Source organism: Luteibacter sp. CQ10 (assembly GCF_040900725.1).
Lineage (GTDB): Bacteria > Pseudomonadota > Gammaproteobacteria > Xanthomonadales > Rhodanobacteraceae > Luteibacter.
The window spans coordinates 732,025-753,073 of the sequence record NZ_JAEUYM010000002.1 but is presented as its reverse complement, the minus strand read 5'-3'; the positions used below and the strand labels follow the sequence as shown (position 1 = coordinate 753,073).

Below are 21,049 nucleotides of genomic sequence, written 5' to 3'. Positions count from 1 at the left end.
GGGCGCGCATGAAAATTCTCCTCACGGATCGGGAAGCGGACATCATGCACGTGCTGTGGACCCACGGTCCCTCGCTCGTGGCCGAGGTTCGCGAACACCTGGCGGACGACCTCGCCTACAACACGGTGCTCACGGTGTTGCGCACCCTCGAAGCCAAGGGCTACGTGGGACATGAGGAAGCGGGGCGCGGGCACCGGTACTTCGCCAGCGTCAAGCAGCAGGCGGCACGCAAGAACGCCGTGCAACACCTGACCGACAAGCTCTTCAAGGGTTCCGCGGAGCTGCTCTTCACGCATATGGTGACGGAGCAAAAACTGAGCGGCGAGCAGATACGACGCCTGCAGCAGTTGCTGGCCGAACATACCGGCAAGGACGCTTCGCGGTGATCGCATGGATGCTCTATGCCTTGCTGGTGTCGACGGCATTGAGCATCGCGGCGTTCGTGGCGGAGCATGCGGGCAGGGTCCGCGGAGGTGTCACGCGGTGGGCATGGGTGGCCGCGCTCGTCGGATCGCTTGTCCTGCCCACCGCGCTCGCCTTTGGCTCTTTGACCATTCCCGACATCATCGGGTCGACCCGTTCGCCGGCACCAATCGTCCTGCGCGACGTGACGTCGATTCCGACACCGGGTTTGTTGCTGGATGTCGATGGCGCCTTGCCGCTGGCCCGGACCGTCGACATCGACACGCTCGCGCAAGCGACCTGGGTGACGACGTCGGCTTTCATGGTGTCCCTGATGGCGGCGGCAAGCCTATGGCTGCGACGACGCAAGCGCGGATGGCGCGAAGCACGCCTTTGCGGCGAGCGCGTCCTCGTCGCGAGCGACGCCGGGCCGGCGGTCGTCGGCATCGTACGCTCTCGCATCGTCGTTCCCGCATGGTTGCTCCAGGTCGGCAAGGATCGGCAGCGATGCGCGATCGCGCATGAACGTTCGCACCTGTCGGCTCGCGACCCGCAAGTCGTCGCGCTGGCACTGGCGGTCGTCGCATGCATGCCGTGGAATCCCTGGCTGTGGTGGCAGTTCCATCGGCTGCGCCGCGCCATCGAGATCGACTGCGACGCCCGCGTCCTGCGGGACGGGCATGACCCCGTGGTGTACTGCGAGACGCTGCTCCACGTCGGCAGGCACCGTTCGCGCGCCACGCCGATCCTCCCGGCCATGTCGGCCTCCGCGTCCTTTCTCGAACGACGCATCCGCCAGATACTGCGCAGGCCGGGCCGGTGGGCCCGCGTGTCGGCCGCCACGCTGGGATGCGTGGCGTCGGCCATGGCCGTCGTCGCGGCACAGGTGACGCCGCCCGGCAACGTATTGGATCGCTACACGGGCTTCTACGAGATCAGCCCGATCTCACTCGTTACCGTCGAGCGCGAAGGCAACGGCCTCACGATCGGCATCACGGGACAGGTGTCCGTACCCCATCCCTTCCATGTCGTGCCCACCGGCGACGCACGGTTCGCGGTCGAGGGGAAAGAGGGGACTACGGTGCGTTTCGTCGACGATGCGCAAGGCCGGGCCCGTTCGATTCGTGGCGACGCAGGACGGACGCGACGTGATCGACCGGCCGCGTGTCGACACAGCCCGGGCCACCTGGATCCAGGCCGCGCTCGCGGCCCGCATCGAGGCAAATAAGCCTTTCCCGGGCAGCGAAAAGGCTTTGCAGCTGCTTCTCAGCGACACGCGCTCCAGCGCGGGAATGAGCGCCGAGCTGGCCCACGTTCGATCCGAGAACCGCGCCTTCCGCGAACGGTTCCTCGCCGATCTCGGCCCCGTGCAGTCGTATGCCTTCACCGGCGTCACGAAGTTCGGCTCCGACAGCTATCGCGTGATACGCCAGCACGACACGGAGACCGTCCTCCTGGTTCTCGACGAGGACGGGACGCTGGTGAGCGCCCTGCAATACACCGGAACCCGGAACTGGTAAGCCCCAAGGAGCCGTGAAGCCATGAAACGTCACGCATCGCGCTACGCCCTGTTGTCCTGTCTCGCGTGGGCGTCGTGCGCCACGGCGACCGCGAGAGCCGCCGACGCGCCGCCGGGCGTCCACGCGGGCACGCTGCAGGGAGCGTCCTACCGCATCGATATCCCCGCGAACTGGAACGGCGACCTGGTCATGCTGATGCACGGCTACCAACCGGTGGGCGCGCCCGTGACGACGCCGATGGAAGCGGCCGACGCCACGCCCGTGTTCCTGAAGAAGGGTTACGCGGTCGCGCAGAGCCAGTACGCCTCCCAGGGCTGGGCCGTTGGGGATGCCATCGCCGACAACGAGCGCCTGCGCCAGTACTTCACCCATACCTACGCACGCCCTTCGCATACCTACCTCTATGGCTTCTCGCTCGGAGGCCTGGCGGCGGCGGCCAGCATCGAACGCTATCCCCACGCCTACGCCGGCGCGATGATCACCTGCGGCCTGACGGTATCGACACCCGATTTCCTGGCACGTGGCGTCGTCGAGCCGCTCGTCGCGTTCGACGCGTTGTTCCCGGGCGTTCTGCCCGATCTGGCGGCGCCCGACTCACCGCCGTCGATCGCGCCGGACGCCATCGCCAAGGCCTTGCAGACGCGCCCGGACGAAGCGGCCCTGCTCGAAAAGCGCCTGCAGGAAACGCCGGAAACGCTGCCACCGCTCCTGGGTCTCTACTACATGGCGTTGCGTGAGCTGGAACAGCGCGCCGGCGGCATGCCCGTGGACAATCGCAAACAGGTTTACGAAGGCTTCGGCGACGACGCCGACGTCAACCGCCGCATCCATCGCTACACCGGTTCGCCGGCCGCCATGGCGTATGCCCGACGAAACGTTACGCTCACCGGCCACGTGGCCACGCCCGTGGTGATGCAATGGAACGTTTTCGACGAGACGGTACCGGCGCGGTTCCACGACGTGTATCCGCAGCAGATCCGCGCCGCGGGCAATGGCCGGTGGCTGACTGTCCTGCCGCCCACGGGCAACGGCCACTGCAACTTCACCGAAGCGGACACGGCTACCGCCTTCGATGTGCTCGTGGGCAAGGCCGGGGGCCGGTAGCGCCCTCGACACGCCGCACGCTCCGCCGCACTGGGGCCGCGATGGCGATCGCATCACGCGGAACACCCGTGGTTTCGTGCCGCACCTGTTCCGCTGAGGCGTTCGCCTCAGCGGACATGTCTGTCGAGAAACGGAAGCACGTAGCCGGCGATCGCATCGACCTGCTCTTCCCACGGAAAATGGCCGGCATCGAGCAGATGCACCTCCGCTTCGGGCACGTCGCGCCGATAGGCTTCGCCGCCCGCACCGATGAACGACGGATCATTCTTGCCCCACACCACCAGCGTCGGCGGACGATGGCTGCGCAGCCAGGCCTGCCAGGCGGGGTAGGCGGCCACGTTGGTGCGGTAGTCGTAGAGCAGCGACGCCTGGATCTCGCGTTGACCGGGACGGGCGAGATGCGCAATTTCGTCGCCCCATGCGTCGGGGTCGTATTTCTCCGGATGTGACGTACCCGCCGTATGGCGTTGTTCGGTCGCCGCGGGGGAGATGAAAGTCTCGAAGACCTCCGGATGGGCCTTGGGATCTTTCCAGTATTCGCCGATCAGTGTCCATTTCTTGCCGAGCCCTTCGGTGTACGCGTTGGCGTTGGACACCACCAGCGCGGTGACGCGCTCGGGATGCTTCAGCATGACGCGGAACCCGACCGGGCCGCCGTAGTCGTGGAGGTAGAGCGCGTACTTGCGCAAGCCCAGCGCGTCGAGGAAACCGTCGGTCGTCTCGGCCAGGTGATCGAACGTGTAGGCATACGCGTCCGGCGCGGGCGCGTCGCTCTGGCCGAAGCCCGGAAAGTCGGGCGCGATCAGGTGGTAACGCGTGGCCAGCAGCGGAAAGAGCGTGGCGAACTCGCGCGACGACGACGGAAAGCCGTGCAGGAGCACCAGCGTGGGCGCGTCCTTCGGGCCGGCCTCGCGGTAGAAGATGCGCACGCCGTCCACCGATACGTAGTGGTAGGTGGTGCTGGCATGCGTGGCTACGAGGGGTGCCGCCTGCGCGGCGGCGGCGAGCAGCATGCCGCCCGCGAGGATGCCCAGGGTCTTCATGTCGTCGTCTCGTCCGGAAAAGGGGATACACCCTGGTTCGCTCGGGCATCCCGTGGGGTTACATCACGACGTTCCTCCGTGGCTGCGTCGCGCGCCGGTGCTTCCGCTAGGATGCATGGCTGTCGAACTACGGACGAACCCCCATGCCCCTGCCCACCGTCGAACACGAAACCCAAGCCTCGCCCACCTGGTCGGTGATCTGGCTGCACGGCCTGGGCGCCGACGGCAACGACTTCGTGCCGATCGTGCCCGAGCTGGTCGATCCCTCGTGGCCGGGCGTGCGCTTCGTCTTTCCGCACGCGCCGGTGCGGCCGGTGACGGTGAACAACGGCGTGCCGATGCGCGCCTGGTACGACATCAAGGGCCTGGCCATCGCCGACAAGCAGGATGCCGAAGGCATCCGCGCCTCCATCGCCGAGGTGGAGTCGCTCATCGCGCGTGAGAACGAGCGCGGGGTGCCCACCTCGCATATCGTGCTGGCCGGCTTCTCGCAGGGTGGCGCCATGACGCTCTCCGCCGGCCTGCGCCACCGCGAAGCGCTGGCCGGGCTGCTCGTGCTTTCCGCCTACCTGCCGCTGCACGACGCCATCGAGGCCGAGCGCCATGGTGCCAACCACGCTACGCCGGTGTTCTGGGGCCACGGCACGGCCGATCCGGTGGTGCCGATGGCGCTGGGCCAGCAGTCGCGCGAATTCCTCGAAGCGCTCGGCCACCGCATCGACTGGCATACCTACCCGATGGGCCACCAGGTCAGCCTGCCCGAGATCGCCGACATCCGCGCCTGGCTGACGGAGCGCTTCGCCGGCGCGTGACCCGGCGCGCGCCGTAGCAGACGGGCATCCGGCATACTCCGCCGCATGCCCGCCGAGCCGCGCCCGTCCACGCCCCTGCCCGACTTCTGCAGCCTGCCCGTGCTGTTCGCGCTGCTCGTGGTCGGCGCGCTCACCGTCACCCTCATGCGGCTTGCGCCCGGCGCCACGGGCGGCTGGCGCGAATACTGCGCGGCCGTGCTGTTCACGAGCTGGCTGTCGATCCTGCTTACCGTGGCGCTGTGCAAGCTGCGCGCGCCGATGCAGCGGCTGCCGGGCCATTGGCCTTACGCCGCCGTCTGGCTGCTGCTGGTGGCGCTGACCGCGGTGGCCGCCGCCGTGCTGGAGTGGATCGACCGCGGCCTCGCACTCGGCATCGGCCCGTCGGCGCCGGCCCGCTTTACCCTCCAGGCCGGGCTGGCGGCCGGCCTCCTCGGCGCCTGCCTGCTGCGCTACTTCTACGTGGTGGCGCAATGGCAGGCCCGCGTCGCGGCGGAGGCGCAGGCGCAGGTGGCCGCGCTGCAGGCCCGCATCCGGCCGCATTTCCTCTTCAACAGCATGAACACCGTGGCCGCGCTGGTCGGCATCGACCCGCGCGCCGCGGAGCGTACCGTGGAAAACCTCGCCGAGCTGTTCCGCGCCGCCCTCGGCGACGATCGCGACGGCACGGGCACGCTCGGCGACGAGTGGCGCCTCGTCGACCGCTATCTCGACATCGAGGCGTTGCGCCTGGGTGGGCGCCTGCGCGTGGAGCGCCGCCTGGAAGCCTCCGAAGCGTTGCCGATGCCGCACCTGCTGTTGCAACCGCTGGTGGAAAACGCCATCCGCCATGGTATCCAGCCCCGCGTCGACGGCGGCCTGCTGCGCATCGTCGCGCGCGCCGTGCCCGGCGGCACGGAACTGTGCGTGGACAATCCCCTGCCGCCATCGCCCGCGCCGGCCGGCACGGGACATGGCCTGCGCAACGTGCGCGAGCGCGTGCGTTATCTCTACGGCGACCGTGCCCGCGTGCACGTCGAAACCGTCGGCGATCGCTTTGCCGTCACCCTGTTCCTGCCGGAGGCGGCGCATGCGCGTGCTGATCGCCGATGACGAACCGCTCGCGCGCACGCGGCTGGCCGCGTTGCTCGCGCACCATGGCGACGTCGAGGTCGTCGGCAGCGTCGCCGACGGCGAGGCGACGATCGCCGCGTGCTCGACGTTGCACCCCGACCTCGTGCTGCTCGACATCGACATGCCCGGCCTGCGCGGCACCGAGGCGGCGAAACGGCTCGCCGCCTTACCCGTGCGACCGCAGGTGGTGTTCTGCACGGCTTATGAAGCGCATGCCCTGCAGGCTTTCGACCTGGGCGCCACCGATTACCTGCTCAAGCCGGTGCGCGCCGAACGCCTCGAGGAAGCTCTGCGCCGTGTCGCGGCCCGGCTCACGGCCACGTCCGCGCCGATACCGTCGCCCGACGCATGGTTGCGCGCGCGCAGCGGCAACGGCGAATGGCGCATCGCGCTCGCCGACGTGATCTACCTGCTGGCCGACGAGAAATACGTCGCCGTGCACCATGTGGGCGGCACGCACCTGATCGACGATTCGCTGCGCCAGCTCGAAGCGGCGCACGGCGAACGTCTGGTACGCCTGCACCGCAATTGCCTGGTGCCGCGGCATCGCCTGCTCGGATTGAAGACCCTCGCCGACGGCCGCGTGCTGTCCCGGCTCGACGGCAGCGACGAAACCCCGGAAGTGAGCCGACGCAACCTGCCGGCCGTACGCCAGCTGCTGCGCGGCTGAGCGAAGGGCCATCGATTGGGCGACAATACCGGGCAACGCTCCATCCCTTCCAGGACCCCCATGACCGCACCGCTTCGCATCGCAACGCGCAAGAGCGCGCTGGCCCTATGGCAGGCCGAACACGTGGCCAGCCTCCTGCGGGCGGCCCATCCGGGGCTCGCCGTGGAACTGGTGCCGCTGTCCACGCGGGGCGACGAGATTCTCGACCGCTCGCTGGCCACCGTCGGCGGCAAGGGCCTGTTCCTCAAGGAACTGGAGATCGCGATGCAGGACGGCCGCGCCGACATCGCCGTGCATTCGCTCAAGGACGTGCCGGCCGAACTGGAGCCGGGCTTCACGCTGGCCGCGATCCTCGAGCGCGCCGACGCCGCCGATGCCTTCATCAGCAACGGTTACGAAAAGCTCTCCGACCTCCCGCACGGCGCGAAGGTCGGCACCTCGTCGCTGCGCCGGCAGGCGCAGGTGCACGCCCTGCGTCCCGACCTGCAGCTGCTCGACTTGCGCGGCAACGTGAACACGCGCCTGGCCAAGCTCGACGAAGGCCAGTACGACGCCATCATCCTCGCATGCGCGGGCGTGGAGCGCCTTGGCCTGGGCCATCGCATCCGCACGCGCCTGGCCAGCCCCGACTGGTTGCCCGCGCCGGGGCAGGGCGCGATCGCGGCGGAAGCCCGCGCCGACGACATTCGCACGATCGAGCTGCTGAAGGCCGTCGACGACGCGCACACGAGGCTCGCCATCGATGCCGAGCGCGCACTCAACGAGAAACTGGGTGGCAGCTGCGCGGTGGCGATCGGCGCGCTTTGCGTGCTGGGCGAGCGCGGGCTCACGCTGCATGGGCTGGTGGGGGATGCGGCCAGCGGCGAACTGGTTCGTGCCGAGGCCAGCATCGAAGGCGACCGACCCGTGGAGCTGGGGCATGAAGTGGCGGCGTTGTTGCTGTCGCAGGGCGCCGACGAGTTGCTCAAGCCCCAACGCTGATTCGCCGATGCGATCGGCTCCCACCCCTTCGATAGCCCCGTTGGGAAGATCCTGCTGCCATGGGCGTTACCCTCGGTAGCCGGGTCGCAAAAGCCCTGCTACCGAAGGGGTGGGAGCCGATCGCATCGGCGAAGGATTCGCGACGGACTCAGAAGTTGTAGACGAGGTTCGTCGTCATCAACTTGTCGGTGCTGACCGTGCCCGGCTGCGTATCGCTGTTGTAGCGGATCTGGTAACCCACCTTCAGCGCCATCTTCTTGGTCATGCTCACCGAGACGCCGATGTCGTTCTGGTAGTACTGGTTCTTCGAGCCCGCTTCGACCAGCAGCGTGTCTTCCAGCGCGGTGTTGTCGGTGAGGCGGTACTTGCCGTTCAACAGGCCACGACCCACCACCTCGCTTTCCGCGTCTGGCGTATAGCGCTCACTGACGGGGTTACCGTCCGCGCCCAGCACCGGGGTGCCGTCGGCATTGAGTACCGCGCGATCGGACTTGGCCGGCTGGTAGCGCTTGAAACCGGGACCGATTTCGAACGAAAGCTCGGCGCGCTCGTTCTTCAGGGCGATGTAGCCGTAGCCCACCGAGACGATGCCCTGCCAGGTGTTCGCGCCGAAGTCGTCGTGCTCGTAACGCGCGGCGGTCACCACGTAGCTGCGCGGATCGAACTTGTAGCCCACCGACGCGCCGGTGTCGTAGCGGTTGGCGGTGGTGCTGAACTTGTCGACGGTGTTGCCGTCGGGGTCGGTGACCGAGACCTCGCCCTTCGAACGTAGGCCGTTGAGGAAGAAGTTGTTCTTCCAGACCTCGTTTTCCTGGCTCAGGCCGAGCTTGGCGTTGGCGTTCTCCGAGCGGGAGTTGCCGCGCGAGGAGGCGAAACCGAATTCGCCCGAGCCGGTCCAGCCGCCGTTCTGCGAGGGGTTGGCATCCTGCGCCGGGGCGGCGGTGGCGGCGTCCTGGGCCTGCGCGGCGAGGGGCAGCGCGGCAAGGACGAGCGTGGCGATAAGCAGTTTTTTCATCGTCTACCCGAAGTGTGTTTGAAACAGGTTGTCATACGGCCGTCCAGACGGCCATGGGTGGCGCACCCCCGCGCCGAAATACCTTTGCCTAGCCCGTGGCCAACTGCGCGTAGGCCACGCCGTAGAGCCGATGCTCCAGACATTGACCGATAGCGCAGCTTAACGTCGCCACACCGGCCGTCAGCAGCTGAGTCGTGGGCTCGCCGTGGGTCACCAGCAGCACGCAGGGCAGGCCCACCGAGAGCGCCGCCACGCCGAAGCGGCTGCCCAGCAACGACAGGCCCCAGCGTCCGCCGACGATCCGCGCCTCCGCGCCGTTGTCGGCGGCGAACCGGCGCAGCGCCCGCCAGCGCATGCCCTCGACCACGCCCGCGGCCAGCGCGACCGCGAGCAATCCCAGCCGCCACAGATTCCCGGGGCCAGTGGGCATCTGCCCCTCGATGCACAGCCAGAACCACAGGCCTCCGGCGAAGAGGCCGGATACCGTGCGGCCGAAGGGCAGCAGGTTGGCCAGCGCCGCCAGGTCGGCCGACAGGGGGCGCGCCGCCGCGCGGGCCGTATAGACCAGGGTCGCCAGGCTGCACAGCGTAAGGGCCGCGCCGGCCAGGCGCGTGGCCCAGAAGTCGTTACCGCCCCGCGCCAGCCCGGCCAGCGCCAGCATGGGCAGGTAGTTGGCCATGGCGACCAGGCCTTCCCGCGTCGGCATCATCCGCTTCACCGGATTCCACCCGTGCCATTCCGGGGCGAATCGCAATCTCAGGCAGGTTGCGACCAGGCCCGTGCTTGCGAGCACCAGGCCGATGGCCAGCGGCACCAGTACCTCGCCGCGGCCGTCGGGGTACAGGCCCAGGGCCAGCGAGGTGCCCAGCACCATCCATAAGCCGTAACCGCCCGCCGTGGCGGTCTGGACGATCGCCATCGGAACGGAAAACAGGCTATGGGCGCGAGTCGCGTCGCCGTGGGGTTCATGCCGGTCCAGGGCGACGGACGACGCTTCGTTCGGTTCCGTCATGCTCGAGGGGCCTTGCGGCGAATCGCAAAGCAGCATTTTTGCGCCTATCGCCCCCGGGCGCAAACCCGGCCTCCCGCCCTTGCGGACGGCCCCGGCCGACGCCATGCTTGGTGCGCGTAGATACGGGCGTCACGACCCATTCGGTCACACTAGTTCGCGCATCCTTTTTCGCTCCACCTGCCGGCGACATCCATGGACCGCTACGAGCGCATTCTCACCCTGCACCGCCTGCTGAAATCGGCCCATTACCCGGTGCCGCTTTCCCGCCTCATGGACGAGCTGGAATGCTCGCGCGCCACGCTCTATCGCGATGTCGCCTTCCTGCGCGATGCGCTGGGCGCCCCGGTACAGAGCGTGGCCGGCGAACAGGCCTCGTTCCGCTACGAGGCCGGCGAGGGCGACAGCTTCGAGCTGCCGGGCCTGTGGCTGACCAGCGACGAGCTGGCCGCCCTGATGGCCCTGAACGAACTCATCGGGCGTTCCGACCCGGGCGTGCTGGCCGGCGCGCTCGCTCCGTTCAAGGCGCGCATCGAGCGCCTGCTCTCCGACCACGGCAGCGGCAAGTCGCTGCCGGTGGACCGCATCCGGGTGATTTCCTGGGGTGCGCGCAAGATGGACCAGCAGGTGTTCCGCGTGGTGGCCGGTGCCGTGCTCGAACGCAAGCAGCTCACCTTCCGCTACCGCGCGCGCACCACCAACGCCGACAGCAAGCGCAAGGTGTCGCCGCAGCGCCTCACCCACTACCGCGACAACTGGTACCTCGACGTGTGGGACCACGACCGCGAGGCGCTACGCAGCTTCGCCGTGGACCGCATCGCCGAACCCCACGCGCAGGATGCCCGCGCCCGCGACGTGGAGGAAGCCGAGCTCAACGACCTGCTCGCCTCCAGCTACGGCATCTTCGCCGGCAAGCCGAAAGCCTGGGCCGTGATCCGTTTCTCCTCGCACGCCGCGCGCTGGGTGGCCGACGAGCACTGGCATTCGCAGCAGAAGGGCGAGTGGATGCCCGACGGCCGCTACGAGCTGAAGGTGCCGTATTCCAACCCGCGCGAATTGCTGATGGACGTGCTCAAGTACGGGCCCGACGCGGAGGTGGTCTCGCCGCTGCCGTTGCGCGAGGAAATGAAGATCCTGCTCCAGCTCGCCCTCTCCGGCTACCAGAACGGGTCCGGTAATCAGCATTGAACGTTCCATGAGCGATTTCGACATCGCCGATCCCGGCGCCGTACCCGCGATCCAGGCCATTCCGCGCAAACCCCGCGTCGCGCTCGCGCTCGGCGCCGGCGCCGCGAAGGGGCTGGCCCACATCGGCGCGATCGAGGTGCTCGAAGAGCGCGGCTTCGAGATCGTCGCCATCGCCGGCACGTCGATGGGCGCCCTCATCGGCGGCATCTACGCGATGGGCAAGCTCGAGGTCTACCGCGACTGGGTGTCGACGCTCGCCCGCTTCGACGTGTTGCGGCTGGTCGACTGGAGTTTTTCCGGCGGCGGCTTCATCAAGGGCGACCGCATCATGGCTGCGCTGCGCGAGCTGATCGGCGAGGTGAACATCGAGGAACTGGCGATCCCCTACACGGCGGTCGCCACCGACCTGGATCGCGAACGCGAGGTGTGGCTCACGCGCGGTCCGCTGTTCGATGCGATCCGCGCGTCCATCGCCATCCCGACGCTGTTCCGCCCCTATGCGCACGAGGGCCGCCGCCTCGTCGACGGCGCGCTGCTCAATCCGCTGCCGGTGCTGCCGCTGATGCGCGAGGATGCCGACTACGTGGTGGCGGTGAGCGTCGATGGCGCGGCGGAATTGCAGAAGGCGCCGGAGAAGGACGTGACCGCGGTCGCCGACACGGGCTACGTCTCCAAACTGGGCCGCATGATCGGCAAGGTGCTGCCGCGCGGCGAGCCGAAGATACGAGACCCGGGGGCCTTCGAACTGATGACCCAGGCCATGGACCTCATGCAGGCCAACCTCTCGCGCCTGCGCCTGGCCGCCTACCAGCCCGATCTGCTGATCGAGCTGCCGCGCAACGTGTCCGCGGTGTACGAGTTCTATCGGGCGCGCGAGCTGATCGAGCTGGGGCGGAGGAAGACCGAGGAGGCGCTCAGCGGATGGGAACCGCGGGGCTTGCCTGTGCGCTGAGGCACGCTGGATTCGCCGATACGATCGGCTCCCACCCCTTCGATAGCCGGGTATCGAAGCCCTGCTGCCGATGATCCGTACGTCGGGAGACGAAGCACGAACCTGCCACCGGAGGGGTCGGAGCCCCTTCGGTAGTCGGCTATCGAAGTCCTGCTGCCGATGATCCGTACGTCGGGAGACGAAGCACGAACCTGGCCACCGGAGGGGTGGGGGCCCCTGCGGTAGCCGGGTATCAAAGTCCTGCTGCCGATGATCCGTACGTCGGGAGACGAAGCACGAACCTGGCTACCGAAGGGGTGGGAGCCGATCGTATCGGCGAATCGGTGTGTCAGATTTCCTCGGTGCGCGTGACCTTGGCCCGGCGCATCAGCCATGCCACGCCGCGCAGGTCGGCCAGCCCCACCCACAGGCGATCGAGCATGCCGTACTTCGACGTACCCGCCGTGCGTGGACGGTGGCCCACCGGCACGCTCTGGCTGGCGAAGCCCGCGCGCTTGACCAGGGCCGGCAGGTAGCGGTGCATGTGGTCGAAGTAGGGCAGGCGCAGGAAGGTGTCGCGTTCGAACAGCTTCAGGCCGCAACCGGTGTCCGGCGTGTCGTCGCGCAGCATGCGCGAGCGCACCGCGTTGGCGACCTTCGAGGAGATGCGCTTGTTGAAGCTGTCCCGACGGGTGATGCGCCAGCCGGCGAAGAGTTTCAGGTCGGGCGCCGCGCCGTCGCGCGCGGCGAGCAGCTTGGGGATGTCGGCCGGGTCGTTCTGGCCGTCGCCGTCGAGCGTGGCCACCCATGGCGCACGTGCGGCGCGCACGCCGTTCCACACGGCCGTGCTCTGCCCGCTGCGGGTCACGTGGCGGATGATGCGCAGCTCCGGATACTGCGCGCGTGCCGCCGTGAGCACCGCCACGCTGTCGTCGGTGCTGTCGTCGTCGACGTAGATGATCTCGAAGTCGATCCGGCCGCGCAGGGCCGATGCGATCTCGGCGAGGAGGGGCGGGATGTTGTCGCGCTCGTTGAAGACGGGCACGACCACGGCGAGGTCGGTCATCGCGGTTCCGGGCTAGGGGATTCGGGGCGGCATTATCGCCCAACCGGCGCCGGATGGGGCCGCGGACGCGGCCGGTCGTTCAGATCCGGCCCACGGCCTGCGGCACGGGCCCCTCGATGGCCGAGCGCCACGCGCGGGCCACGGCATCCATGGCGTGGCGGCTGGCGCCTTCCTGCGCCATCACCACCAGCGTGCCGCCATGCAGGGCCAGGGCGCGACCGTCCCAGCCCTCGCGGTGGAAACTCGTATCGGCGTCGCTCATCTTGCCCGGCATGTACAGCGCCACCACGGGCTCGTCGTTCATGCGGGTGACCACGTGCACCGCCGGGTACGGACCCACCATGCAGTCGTGCACGTAGGTGACGCCCTGCGGCGCCGGCCCCTTGAGCGAAACGGCGCGCCCGGCGAATCCGGCTTCCACCGCCGCATCGGCCATGGGAGCGGTCATCGCCAGGGAATCCGCCTCGTAGGGCATGTGCGCCACGGCGAGGGCGGGCAACGAGGTGGCATCGGCGTGGCGCCAGAGCATACCGCCGCCCATGACCACGATCAGCAACGAGGCGGCCATCGCCATCCAGGCGCGGCGGCGACCGACCTGGACGCGGCGCTCCGCCGTCGCCTGGGCGAGCAGGATGCGGTCGGCGAGCCCTTCCGGAACGGGCACGGCAAGCGCCGCCTCGAGGTCGTCGTCGAAGCGCTGTGCGCGCTGCCAGAAGGCGGCGCAGCCCTCGGTGCAGGTATCGCGGTGGGCGAGCAGTTCGGGATCGCGCGAACGCGGCTCGGCGCCGATGCGGCGGCGGAAGTCGAGACAGTTCATCGACGGACTCCCTCCGTGGTCGATTTCCCGCCGCCCAGCAGCTGCTTCAGGCGTTGGCGGGCACGAAAGAGCTGGGTCATCACGGCACCCGGCTGCTGGTCGGTGGCGGCGGCGATCTCGTCGCAGCTCATGCCCCCCAGCACCTGCATGGCGAGCGGCTCGCGGTATTTGTCAGGCAGCTTCAGCATGGCGTCTCGCACCTGTGCGGCGTCGCCGCTGCGTTCGGGGCTGGCGAAGGCGGCATCCTCGGGCACGCTGTCGTCCAGTTCCACGGTGTCGAAGCGCTTGCGCTCGTAGAGCCGCGCATGCTCGCGGCGAAGGATCGTGATGAGCCAGGGCTTGGCCGACTCGGCGTCGCGAAGGGCATCGAGGTTTTTCCAGGCGCGCAGGAAGGTCTCCTGGACCAGGTCCTGGGCGACGGTCTCCGAGCGCGACAGCCAGAAGGCGAACCGGTAGAGGTCGGCCGACAGGGCGCGCACCATGGCTTCGTACTGGCGCTGTTTCGGGTTCACGTTCCCTTTGACCGGCGCCATCGGCATTTCCTTACATCTCAGCGGATCTTGCTGAGGATGCCGTCCAGCTCGTCGTTGCTGTGGTAATGGATCACCAGCTTGCCCTTGCCGCCGCGGCCATGGGCCACTTCCACGCGGGTGGCGAAGCGCTCGGCCAGCTCACGCTCGAGGTTGGCGATGTTGGGGTCGGCCGGCATGGCCGACTTGGCCTTGCCCTTGGGCGCCAGCTGCGCCTTACGGGCGGCTTCTTCCAGCTCGCGCACCGTCCAGCCGTGGCGGGCGGCCTCGAGCGCCAGCGGCTCGGCCACGCTGGCCGGCAGCGTCAGCAGGGCGCGGGCGTGGCCCATCTCAAGCTTGCTCTCGTCGAGCAACTGCTTGATCGACGCCGGCAACTCCATCAGGCGCAGCAGGTTGGACACCGCCGCGCGGGAGCGGCCGACGGCATCGGCGGCCTGCTGGTGGGTGAGGTCGAATTCGTCGATCAGGCGCTGCAGGGCCTGGGCCTCTTCCAGCGGGGTGAGTTCCTGGCGCTGGATGTTCTCGATGAGGGCCATGGCGAGCACGGACTGCTCGGGCACGTCCTTCACCAGCGCGGGGATCTCGCTCATCGACGCGCGCTGCGCGGCGCGCCAGCGGCGCTCGCCGGCGATGAGTTCGTAGCTGTTCTTTCCGATGGCGCGCACGACCACCGGCTGGATCAGGCCCTGGGCCTTGATCGAGGCGGCGAGTTCGTCGAGGGCCTCGTCGTTCCAGTGGCGGCGCGGCTGATACTTGCCGGCCTGGATCTGGTGGATCGGCAGCGTGCGCAGCTCGCCTTCCTGCTCGATCACCGAGGGAGCGGCTTCCGGGCCGGTGCCGCCGCCGAGGAGGGCATCAAGGCCACGGCCCAGACCACGTTTCTTCGCTGCTGCCATGGGGTCTCCTTAAGGCGTCGTCGGGGTCGCGCCGCCGGCGTCGTTCGCCGCGTCGACGTCCACGGGGGTGTCGTCCGCCGTGCCCTGGGTGCGGGCCCGGTCGCGGCGGATGATCTCCCCGGCCAGGCCGATGTAGGCGATGGCGCCGCGCGAGCCGCGGTCGTAGAGATGGATGGGCTGCCCGTGGCTGGGCGCCTCGGCGAGGCGGACGTTGCGCGGGATGATCGAGCGCAGCACCTGGTCGCCGAAATGCTGGGTGAGCTGGGCGGATACCTCGTTGCCGAGGTTGTTGCGCACGTCGTACATGGTGCGCAGCAGGCCTTCGACCTCGAGCTTCGGGTTGAGGCGCTGGCGCACGGCCTGGATGGTGTCGAGCAGGCTCGACAGGCCTTCCAGCGCGAAGTACTCGCACTGCACGGGAATCAGCACGCCGTCGGCGGCCGTCAGCGCGTTGAGCGTGAGCAGGTGCAGCGAGGGCGGGCAGTCGATGAGGATGGTGTCGTAGCGGTCGGCCACCTTGGCCAGCTGATCCTTTAAGCGCTGCTCGCGGGCCATGCCGTCCATCAGCTTCAGCTCGGCGGCCGTGAGGTCGCCGTTGCCCGGCATCAGGTCGAACCCGGCCTCGGTGCGCACCAGGACGTCGGCGATCTCCGCCTCGTCGAGCAGCACCTCGCAGCCGTTGGGCTTGGCCTCGTGCTTATCCACGCCCGACGCCATCGTGGCGTTGCCCTGCGGGTCGAAGTCGACGAGCAGCACCTTGCGCTTCGCGGCGGCCAGCGCCGCGGCGAGGTTGACGGAGGTGGTGGTCTTGCCGACGCCGCCTTTCTGGTTGGCGACTGCGATGATGCGTGCCATGGAGGGTGGATAGCTACCGTGCGCGGAAAGGGCGGTAGCGTAGCATCCCGCTTCCCGGTGGGCGATCCGCCGGTAGTCGGCGGCCGGCGCCGGGCCCATCCCCGAAGCGATCGGCGTCCAGCCATGACATCAGCCAGATGCGATGAGGCGGCTACCGAAGGGGTGGGAGCCGATCGTATCGGCAATGCCCACGGAGCGGCGAAACGGAGTCGCTTAGGCAGCGCGCCGAATCACCACCAGATGACGCTCACCCTCCACCCCCGGCACCGCCAGCGCATGGATGGCCTCCACCCGAAACCCCTCGGGCACGCCAGCCAGCTCATCGTCGGGGTGCTTGCCCTTCATCGCCAGCCAGACGCCGCCGGGCGCCAGCAGGTGGCCGCCCCAGCCGAGCATGTCGGCCAGCGAGGCGAAGGCGCGGGCGGTGATGCATTCGAACGTGCCCTCGACGTCTTCCACGCGGCTCTGCAAGGCCTTCGCGTTGCCGAGTTTCAGCGAGCGGATGGCCTCGCGCAGGAAGCGGACTTTCTTGCCGTTGGAATCGACCATCAGCACCTCGCGCGCGGGTTCGGCGATGGCCAGCGGGATGCCGGGAAGTCCCGGACCGGTGCCAAGGTCGGCCAGGGAGCGGCCATGCACGTAGGGCAGGATCGTCAGCGAATCGAGCAGGTGGCGCGCGACCATGTCGCGATCGTCGCGGATGGCGGTGAGGTTGTAGGCCGAGTTCCAGCGTTCGAGCAGTTCGCGGTAATCGAGCAGGCGTTCGGCCGCATCGTCGGGCAGGGTGACGCGCAGGTCGGCGATGCCGCGTTCGAGCTGGTGGCGGAGGGTTTCGCGGGTGGTCATCGAGTGATCGTCTATGGCTGAGTGCTACGGCGCCGGCCTATAACGGACGCCTCGTCGTCATGCGCTCGTGGCGCGTTCGTTCAGGGGTAGCGCTCTGTCGCTTGGCACTGATTTTTATGCGCCGAGCGCGGCGAGAACATGTTCGGGATCCCTTTCGATCGCACGAAGAAGGGCCCGGGCTGGTCCCGTGGGTACGCGTCGTCCCTGTTCCCAATTGCGTAACGTGCCGAGCTCGACGTCGATGACTTTGGCAAATCTCGCCTGGGACAATTTGGTCAGCGTACGAATACGTTTCACCTGCTCGGAAACCACCACCGTTTCGCGAGAGGGCGCACGCACGCCTCGACGGATGTCATCCATCTGCGTCACGCTCTGCATGAGCTCGCTGAAAAGTTCTTCTTTCATCGTCAGCCCCACTTCTCGACAACCGATTTCAACGCCTTCTTCTGTTCCTCCGTGAGGTCGTCCATTTCACTCTTCGGATAGACCATGAGAAGCGCTATGTGCGACGCGCTAACGAAGTAATAGTAGATGACGCGCGCGCCTCCTCGCTTTCCCCGCCCCTTCGCGGCCACTCGGATTTTTCGAAGCCCGCCGGTGTTTCTGATGAGGTCACCCGCTTCCGGATTTTCGGCCAGCACACGCTGAAACTCGGCGTAGGACTCGTCGTCCAGAAGCTCGGTAATCTGTCTGGTGAAAAGGGGCGTTTCGATGAAAGCATGCGCAAAACTACGCCACTGACGCACGTGCGTCAATGGCGTACTTGCGATTCGAAGCTCAGGCCGCGTCGAGTTCGACGCGGGTGACCAGCATGCCGCGGGCGCGGAGCGAGCCGTTGACGGCGTGCTTGAGCTGGGTGCCGACGGCGCGGCGGTCGGCCGGGTGGGCCGTGGCGGTGTCGCGCAAGGCGGCCACGACGTTGCGGCGGATCATCTCGGGCGCTTCGTCGATCACCTCGTCGACCACTTCGGGTTCGAGCACCTGCCAGTAGACGGTGCCGCCTTCGAAGCGGAGTACCTGGCCGCCGAGGTCGATCTTGTGGGTCACCCGGTCGATCAGCGGCAGCACGAGGTGGGTACCCGCCGTCAGCAAACGGACCGCGCGGCCGGCGCGGCGCACGCTGTAGACCTGACCCTCGGGCACCTTGCGTAACGAAGCGACCGCCAGGGCGGAGGCTGCGACGAGGGTGGCAAGGAGAATGCTGGTCAACATGGCTGCTAATTCAAAAAGTTATCGGTTTCTTCTGTTGCGACGCACAAGAAGTGCGTTCACGTCGATGATCGAACAGGGGTGTTAATTCTAATTTAACGACTCGTCTTAACGCTAGTTTTACCGAACCCCCATGTTCAGTTAGCGGATGGCTTGGTCAAAACTTGAGCAGTGAGCACGATTTGACCAACCGCTGGCCTGAATAGGACTGGATCGCAGGCTTTTCGAGCTTCCCCTAAGCCCGGCGCCTGGCGTATGTACCTTAGGCGATTCGTCGTATGGGCCGGACCCTACGATTTGACGGCCAACGTCCAAATGATAATAATTATCAATCAGTCATCGACCGGTTGCGCCCCATGTCCCTGCTCGGTTGCCTGGCCGCCTTCGTCGCCATGGCGCTCGCCTACCTTTCCTCGCCCAACCAGCGCTGGCGGGTACGGCCGATGGGGCGCGGCGGGAAGGTCGTGGCCGCCCTGCTGGCATGCCTGGCCCTGACCGCCTGGATCGCCGGTGAAACCACGCTTCCCGGTATCGCCGCCGCCGTCACCGCCCTGATGGCGGGCGCCGTGGCGCTTCCCTACCTGCTGTGGCTGCTCCGCCCGGCCGGCGAACGAAAGCCCCGCTGATGCTCGCCAAGACCTTCGCCGGCATCGTGCTCGGCCTGCCGCTGTCGCTGGCCGTGATCTCTCTGGCCATCTGGATCTGGCCGGGGTCGAGCGAGGCGGTGGTCATACCTTTCTATATGGCGTTCTTCCCGCTGTGGGTCGCGGTGATGGCAGCCACCTACCTGTTCCGCAGCGGCGTACGCGCCTGGGCGTGGCTCGCCGCGGCCAACGTGGGGGCCTTCGCCGCGCTGTTCGCCGCCAAGCAGATGCTGCCGGGACTGTGACGATGAAAGCCGCCACCCTGCGCACCTTCACCACCGTGCACACCTGGACCGGACTGCTCGCCGGCTTCGCGCTGTTCGTGGCGTTCTACGCCGGCGCGCTCACGATGTTCCACGACGAGATCGATACCTGGGCGTTGCCGACGGCGAAAGCTGCGCACGACGAGACCATGCAGCGCGCGGCGCGCATGCTCGACGGCATCGTGGCGGCGCATCCGGCCGCGCGCGAGCAAGTGGGCGTGACTTATCCCGCACCCAAGGCGCCTTCGCAGCAGGTGACCGCCTACTGGCTGGACAGCGACGGCTGGAAGACGCAGACGCTCGCGCAGGGCACGCCGCACGACGCCGAAGACCACGAACACGGCCTCGCCGACTTCGTGTACGAGTTGCACTACGACCTCGGCATTCCCGAGATCGGCATCTACCTGATGGGCATCGTGAGCGTCATTTACGGCCTGGCCCTGCTCACCGGCCTGCTGATCCACCTGCCGCACCTCGTCCGCGACCTCTTCGCGCTGCGCCCGGGGCACAACCTCAAGCGCCTGTGGCAGGACGCGCACAACGTCATCGGCATCCTCAGCCTGCCGTTCCACATCGTGTTCGCGGTGACGGGCGCCCTGTTGTGCCTTACCACCGTGGCCTTGCTGGCCTTCAACACCGTGGCCTTCGACGGCAAGCTCATGGGCGCGTTCGACCGCATGACCAGTGCACTGCCGCCCACGCAGGACAAGGGCGGCACCGCCGTGATGCTCACGCCCGCCGAACTCGGTGCCCGCGCGCGCCGCGCCGCGATGGCCGCCGGCGCCGCCGATTTCGAGCCCGACTACATGCGCTACGTGCATTACGGCCGGCAGGGCGCGGCCGCGGAGGTGCGCGGCACGTCCACCAAGACGCTCGGCGAATACGGGATGGTGGCGCTCGACGCCGTGGACGGCCACGTGCTGAGAGTGCAGGTGAGTGGCGCTCGCGATGCCAACCACGCCACGTATTCCGCCATCTTCGGCCTGCACTTCGGTACCTTCGGCAACGTGTCTCTACGCTGGCTGTACTTCGTGCTCGGCCTCGCCGGCGCCTTCCTGTTCTATTCGGGCAACCTGCTCTACATCGAATCCCGCCGCAAACGCCGCCAGCCCGACCAGCCGTTGAAGGTGCGCGCGATGGCGACGGCCACCGTCGGCATCTGCATCGGCACCTGCCTCGCTATCTCGATGACCTTCGTCGCCAACGTGCTGGGACCGCTCATGGGCGGCGAACCCACTGCGTTCGTGCAGCCGGTGTTCTTCATCGTGCTGGCGGGCTCGGTCGTATGGACCTTCGCGCGCCGCCCGGCGCGTGCCGCCGTCGACTTGCTGTTCGCCACGGCGGTGGTGAGCATCGCGGTCGGCGTGCTCGACGTGTCGATCCACGGCGATCGCCTGCTGCGCAGCCTGGCCGAAGGGCGGTATGGCGTGCTGGGCGTCGATCTCGTCGCCATCGCCATGGGCCTCGGCTTCGGCTGGCTTGGACTGGCGACGCGCAAGCGAGTGCGCGAGGGTGATCCATGCAGCGTCTGGTACGGTCGCCCCAACAAGGCCGCCTTCACCGACAACGCGACTGCCGTCTGACCGACGCTAATTAAGCAAGACACCTTCCAAGCCCTCGTCGCACCGGCGCAGGCCGGTGCCTACGGCTACACACCCGACTATCGCGATACGCGTCCACGACCCGCTGTACGTACCCCACTACGCCAGCGCCATGCTTTGCGGCACCTCACCCCTCCTACCCCTCACGTCGCTCCTGCGAACGCAGGAGCCTAGCGCCTTGCGATCGGTTTTCGCGAGCGCGGTCATTCGGCTCTCAACCACGCACGAATCGCATCACCGACTCATCCTCTCATCGTGCATGATCGAATGCGCCTGCGCCGCGCACTGGATACCCGCCCGTGTCAACGCCGCGATGGCCTCCAGCGCCAGGCCCATCTTCGCGCAATCGACCGCATCGGCCTCATGCACCAGCTCAGAAAGCAATTGCGTCATTCCACGCGAATACTGCAACCATTCGGTCGCTTCGTTCAAAAGGTCGTGCGGCGTGGCGTTCTCGTCGGCAAGCATCGGATGCTCCTTGCATGGTTCGAGCGCATCGAACGTGGCATGCGATGCCCTGCATGCCACGGATCAACG

Annotated in this window: 26 protein-coding genes; 13 read left to right on the top strand and 13 right to left on the bottom strand. The window is 67.9% G+C overall.

The features are described 5' to 3' along the window. Positions 1–8: 8 nt before the first annotated feature. From JNG39_RS12225 to JNG39_RS12210, 4 genes are all read left to right on the top strand, one after another. The gene (locus JNG39_RS12225; RefSeq protein ID WP_368311689.1) at positions 9–386 is read left to right on the top strand and encodes a BlaI/MecI/CopY family transcriptional regulator; all 378 of its coding nucleotides are present in this window, start codon (positions 9–11) and stop codon (positions 384–386) included. 107 nt (positions 387–493) lie between these two features. Beyond that, entirely contained in the window at positions 494–1,630 is a 1,137-nt protein-coding gene (locus JNG39_RS12220) for a M56 family metallopeptidase (protein ID WP_368311687.1), read from the top strand. Next, entirely contained in the window at positions 1,551–1,922 is a 372-nt protein-coding gene (locus tag JNG39_RS12215; protein WP_368311935.1) for a hypothetical protein, read from the top strand. Before JNG39_RS12220 ends, JNG39_RS12215 begins: the two co-directional genes overlap by 80 nt. Before the next feature lie 21 nt (positions 1,923–1,943). Continuing rightward, on the top strand, positions 1,944–3,026 hold the full coding sequence (locus JNG39_RS12210; protein ID WP_368311685.1) for a hypothetical protein: 1,083 nt from the start codon (positions 1,944–1,946) through the stop codon (positions 3,024–3,026). Positions 3,027–3,133: 107 nt separating this feature from the next. Here the strand turns inward: JNG39_RS12210 and JNG39_RS12205 are convergent, their stop codons facing one another. After that, positions 3,134–4,069, bottom strand: coding sequence for an alpha/beta fold hydrolase (locus tag JNG39_RS12205; protein ID WP_368311684.1), 936 nt, complete (start codon positions 4,067–4,069; stop codon positions 3,134–3,136). A 143-nt stretch (positions 4,070–4,212) separates the two neighbouring features. On the opposite strand from JNG39_RS12205, the gene JNG39_RS12200 reads away from it, so the two are divergent. From JNG39_RS12200 to hemC, 4 genes are read left to right on the top strand one after another with little or no spacing between them, the layout of a single operon-like run. After that, positions 4,213–4,881, top strand: a complete 669-nt coding sequence (locus tag JNG39_RS12200) for an alpha/beta hydrolase (RefSeq protein WP_368311683.1) — start codon at positions 4,213–4,215, stop codon at positions 4,879–4,881. Between the two features lie 45 nt (positions 4,882–4,926). Then, a complete protein-coding gene (locus JNG39_RS12195; RefSeq protein ID WP_368311682.1) occupies positions 4,927–5,970 on the top strand; it encodes a sensor histidine kinase in 1,044 nt (347 codons plus the stop codon). Continuing rightward, on the top strand, positions 5,948–6,661 hold the full coding sequence (locus JNG39_RS12190) for a LytR/AlgR family response regulator transcription factor (RefSeq protein ID WP_368311680.1): 714 nt from the start codon (positions 5,948–5,950) through the stop codon (positions 6,659–6,661). Before JNG39_RS12195 ends, JNG39_RS12190 begins: the two co-directional genes overlap by 23 nt. A gap of 60 nt (positions 6,662–6,721) precedes the next feature. Then, a complete protein-coding gene (gene hemC / locus JNG39_RS12185; protein WP_368311678.1) occupies positions 6,722–7,642 on the top strand; it encodes a hydroxymethylbilane synthase in 921 nt (306 codons plus the stop codon). Positions 7,643–7,790: 148 nt separating this feature from the next. On the opposite strand, the gene JNG39_RS12180 is transcribed toward hemC, so the two are convergent. Both JNG39_RS12180 and JNG39_RS12175 read right to left on the bottom strand, forming a co-directional pair. Next, positions 7,791–8,657 carry a YdiY family protein gene (locus JNG39_RS12180; RefSeq protein WP_368311676.1) on the bottom strand — a complete coding sequence of 289 codons (867 nt, stop codon included), beginning with the start codon at positions 8,655–8,657 and terminating at the stop codon, positions 7,791–7,793. Between the two features lie 88 nt (positions 8,658–8,745). After that, the gene (locus JNG39_RS12175; RefSeq protein WP_368311675.1) at positions 8,746–9,669 is read right to left on the bottom strand and encodes a hypothetical protein; all 924 of its coding nucleotides are present in this window, start codon (positions 9,667–9,669) and stop codon (positions 8,746–8,748) included. Between the two features lie 192 nt (positions 9,670–9,861). Between JNG39_RS12175 and JNG39_RS12170 the strand changes: the two genes are divergently transcribed. Both JNG39_RS12170 and JNG39_RS12165 read left to right on the top strand, forming a co-directional pair. Beyond that, positions 9,862–10,854 carry a helix-turn-helix transcriptional regulator gene (locus JNG39_RS12170; protein WP_368311674.1) on the top strand — a complete coding sequence of 331 codons (993 nt, stop codon included), beginning with the start codon at positions 9,862–9,864 and terminating at the stop codon, positions 10,852–10,854. A 7-nt stretch (positions 10,855–10,861) separates the two neighbouring features. Next, positions 10,862–11,806 (top strand): patatin-like phospholipase family protein, encoded by a 945-nt coding sequence (locus JNG39_RS12165; RefSeq protein WP_368311672.1) that lies wholly within the window; start codon positions 10,862–10,864, stop codon positions 11,804–11,806. Positions 11,807–12,134: 328 nt separating this feature from the next. Here the strand turns inward: JNG39_RS12165 and JNG39_RS12160 are convergent, their stop codons facing one another. From JNG39_RS12160 to JNG39_RS12120, 9 genes are all read right to left on the bottom strand, one after another. Then, complete coding sequence (locus tag JNG39_RS12160) at positions 12,135–12,851, bottom strand: glycosyltransferase (RefSeq protein WP_368311671.1); 717 nt, start codon at positions 12,849–12,851, stop codon at positions 12,135–12,137. 79 nt (positions 12,852–12,930) lie between these two features. Next, a complete protein-coding gene (locus JNG39_RS12155) occupies positions 12,931–13,668 on the bottom strand; it encodes a DUF3379 family protein (protein WP_368311670.1) in 738 nt (245 codons plus the stop codon). Continuing rightward, the gene (locus JNG39_RS12150; protein ID WP_247371884.1) at positions 13,665–14,201 is read right to left on the bottom strand and encodes a sigma-70 family RNA polymerase sigma factor; all 537 of its coding nucleotides are present in this window, start codon (positions 14,199–14,201) and stop codon (positions 13,665–13,667) included. Before JNG39_RS12150 ends, JNG39_RS12155 begins: the two co-directional genes overlap by 4 nt. A gap of 17 nt (positions 14,202–14,218) precedes the next feature. Beyond that, on the bottom strand, positions 14,219–15,094 hold the full coding sequence (locus JNG39_RS12145) for a ParB/RepB/Spo0J family partition protein (RefSeq protein ID WP_186448246.1): 876 nt from the start codon (positions 15,092–15,094) through the stop codon (positions 14,219–14,221). Between the two features lie 9 nt (positions 15,095–15,103). Next, on the bottom strand, positions 15,104–15,949 hold the full coding sequence (locus tag JNG39_RS12140) for a ParA family protein (protein ID WP_247371890.1): 846 nt from the start codon (positions 15,947–15,949) through the stop codon (positions 15,104–15,106). Between the two features lie 213 nt (positions 15,950–16,162). Then, positions 16,163–16,795: a 16S rRNA (guanine(527)-N(7))-methyltransferase RsmG gene (gene rsmG, locus JNG39_RS12135; protein WP_368311667.1), complete on the bottom strand. Its 633-nt coding sequence runs from the start codon at positions 16,793–16,795 to the stop codon at positions 16,163–16,165. Positions 16,796–16,909: 114 nt separating this feature from the next. Continuing rightward, the gene (locus JNG39_RS12130) at positions 16,910–17,200 is read right to left on the bottom strand and encodes a helix-turn-helix domain-containing protein (RefSeq protein ID WP_368311665.1); all 291 of its coding nucleotides are present in this window, start codon (positions 17,198–17,200) and stop codon (positions 16,910–16,912) included. A gap of 2 nt (positions 17,201–17,202) precedes the next feature. Then, on the bottom strand, positions 17,203–17,541 hold the full coding sequence (locus JNG39_RS12125) for a type II toxin-antitoxin system RelE/ParE family toxin (RefSeq protein ID WP_368311664.1): 339 nt from the start codon (positions 17,539–17,541) through the stop codon (positions 17,203–17,205). A 31-nt stretch (positions 17,542–17,572) separates the two neighbouring features. After that, positions 17,573–18,007 carry a hypothetical protein gene (locus JNG39_RS12120; RefSeq protein ID WP_368311662.1) on the bottom strand — a complete coding sequence of 145 codons (435 nt, stop codon included), beginning with the start codon at positions 18,005–18,007 and terminating at the stop codon, positions 17,573–17,575. A gap of 353 nt (positions 18,008–18,360) precedes the next feature. Between JNG39_RS12120 and JNG39_RS12115 the strand changes: the two genes are divergently transcribed. Genes JNG39_RS12115 through JNG39_RS12105 form a run of 3 tightly spaced genes read left to right on the top strand, consistent with a single transcriptional unit; the run spans position 18,361 to position 20,494 of the window. Beyond that, positions 18,361–18,630 (top strand): hypothetical protein, encoded by a 270-nt coding sequence (locus tag JNG39_RS12115; RefSeq protein WP_368311660.1) that lies wholly within the window; start codon positions 18,361–18,363, stop codon positions 18,628–18,630. Further along, complete coding sequence (locus JNG39_RS12110) at positions 18,630–18,893, top strand: hypothetical protein (protein ID WP_368311658.1); 264 nt, start codon at positions 18,630–18,632, stop codon at positions 18,891–18,893. The genes JNG39_RS12115 and JNG39_RS12110 overlap by 1 nt, the downstream gene beginning before the upstream one ends. 2 nt (positions 18,894–18,895) lie before the next feature. After that, positions 18,896–20,494 carry a PepSY-associated TM helix domain-containing protein gene (locus tag JNG39_RS12105; protein ID WP_368311656.1) on the top strand — a complete coding sequence of 533 codons (1,599 nt, stop codon included), beginning with the start codon at positions 18,896–18,898 and terminating at the stop codon, positions 20,492–20,494. A 252-nt stretch (positions 20,495–20,746) separates the two neighbouring features. Here the strand turns inward: JNG39_RS12105 and JNG39_RS12100 are convergent, their stop codons facing one another. Then, complete coding sequence (locus tag JNG39_RS12100; protein ID WP_368311654.1) at positions 20,747–20,980, bottom strand: hypothetical protein; 234 nt, start codon at positions 20,978–20,980, stop codon at positions 20,747–20,749. Between the last annotated feature and the right edge of the window lie 69 nt (positions 20,981–21,049).

Coding starts and splice junctions, on each gene's coding strand:
- JNG39_RS12170 (WP_368311674.1), top strand. CDS start 9,862: ATGGACCGCTACGAGCGCATTCTCACCCTGCACCGCCTGCTGAAATCG.
- JNG39_RS12190 (WP_368311680.1), top strand. CDS start 5,948: ATGCGCGTGCTGATCGCCGATGACGAACCGCTCGCGCGCACGCGGCTG.
- hemC (WP_368311678.1), top strand. CDS start 6,722: ATGACCGCACCGCTTCGCATCGCAACGCGCAAGAGCGCGCTGGCCCTA.
- JNG39_RS12145 (WP_186448246.1), bottom strand. CDS start 15,094: ATGGCAGCAGCGAAGAAACGTGGTCTGGGCCGTGGCCTTGATGCCCTC.
- JNG39_RS12160 (WP_368311671.1), bottom strand. CDS start 12,851: ATGACCGACCTCGCCGTGGTCGTGCCCGTCTTCAACGAGCGCGACAAC.
- JNG39_RS12200 (WP_368311683.1), top strand. CDS start 4,213: ATGCCCCTGCCCACCGTCGAACACGAAACCCAAGCCTCGCCCACCTGG.
- JNG39_RS12115 (WP_368311660.1), top strand. CDS start 18,361: ATGTCCCTGCTCGGTTGCCTGGCCGCCTTCGTCGCCATGGCGCTCGCC.
- JNG39_RS12155 (WP_368311670.1), bottom strand. CDS start 13,668: ATGAACTGTCTCGACTTCCGCCGCCGCATCGGCGCCGAGCCGCGTTCG.
- JNG39_RS12100 (WP_368311654.1), bottom strand. CDS start 20,980: ATGCTTGCCGACGAGAACGCCACGCCGCACGACCTTTTGAACGAAGCG.
- JNG39_RS12130 (WP_368311665.1), bottom strand. CDS start 17,200: ATGAAAGAAGAACTTTTCAGCGAGCTCATGCAGAGCGTGACGCAGATG.
- JNG39_RS12150 (WP_247371884.1), bottom strand. CDS start 14,201: ATGGCGCCGGTCAAAGGGAACGTGAACCCGAAACAGCGCCAGTACGAA.
- JNG39_RS12225 (WP_368311689.1), top strand. CDS start 9: ATGAAAATTCTCCTCACGGATCGGGAAGCGGACATCATGCACGTGCTG.
- JNG39_RS12105 (WP_368311656.1), top strand. CDS start 18,896: ATGAAAGCCGCCACCCTGCGCACCTTCACCACCGTGCACACCTGGACC.
- JNG39_RS12195 (WP_368311682.1), top strand. CDS start 4,927: ATGCCCGCCGAGCCGCGCCCGTCCACGCCCCTGCCCGACTTCTGCAGC.
- JNG39_RS12175 (WP_368311675.1), bottom strand. CDS start 9,669: ATGACGGAACCGAACGAAGCGTCGTCCGTCGCCCTGGACCGGCATGAA.
- JNG39_RS12120 (WP_368311662.1), bottom strand. CDS start 18,007: ATGTTGACCAGCATTCTCCTTGCCACCCTCGTCGCAGCCTCCGCCCTG.
- JNG39_RS12110 (WP_368311658.1), top strand. CDS start 18,630: ATGCTCGCCAAGACCTTCGCCGGCATCGTGCTCGGCCTGCCGCTGTCG.
- JNG39_RS12205 (WP_368311684.1), bottom strand. CDS start 4,069: ATGAAGACCCTGGGCATCCTCGCGGGCGGCATGCTGCTCGCCGCCGCC.
- JNG39_RS12165 (WP_368311672.1), top strand. CDS start 10,862: ATGAGCGATTTCGACATCGCCGATCCCGGCGCCGTACCCGCGATCCAG.
- rsmG (WP_368311667.1), bottom strand. CDS start 16,795: ATGACCACCCGCGAAACCCTCCGCCACCAGCTCGAACGCGGCATCGCC.
- JNG39_RS12140 (WP_247371890.1), bottom strand. CDS start 15,949: ATGGCACGCATCATCGCAGTCGCCAACCAGAAAGGCGGCGTCGGCAAG.
- JNG39_RS12210 (WP_368311685.1), top strand. CDS start 1,944: ATGAAACGTCACGCATCGCGCTACGCCCTGTTGTCCTGTCTCGCGTGG.
- JNG39_RS12180 (WP_368311676.1), bottom strand. CDS start 8,657: ATGAAAAAACTGCTTATCGCCACGCTCGTCCTTGCCGCGCTGCCCCTC.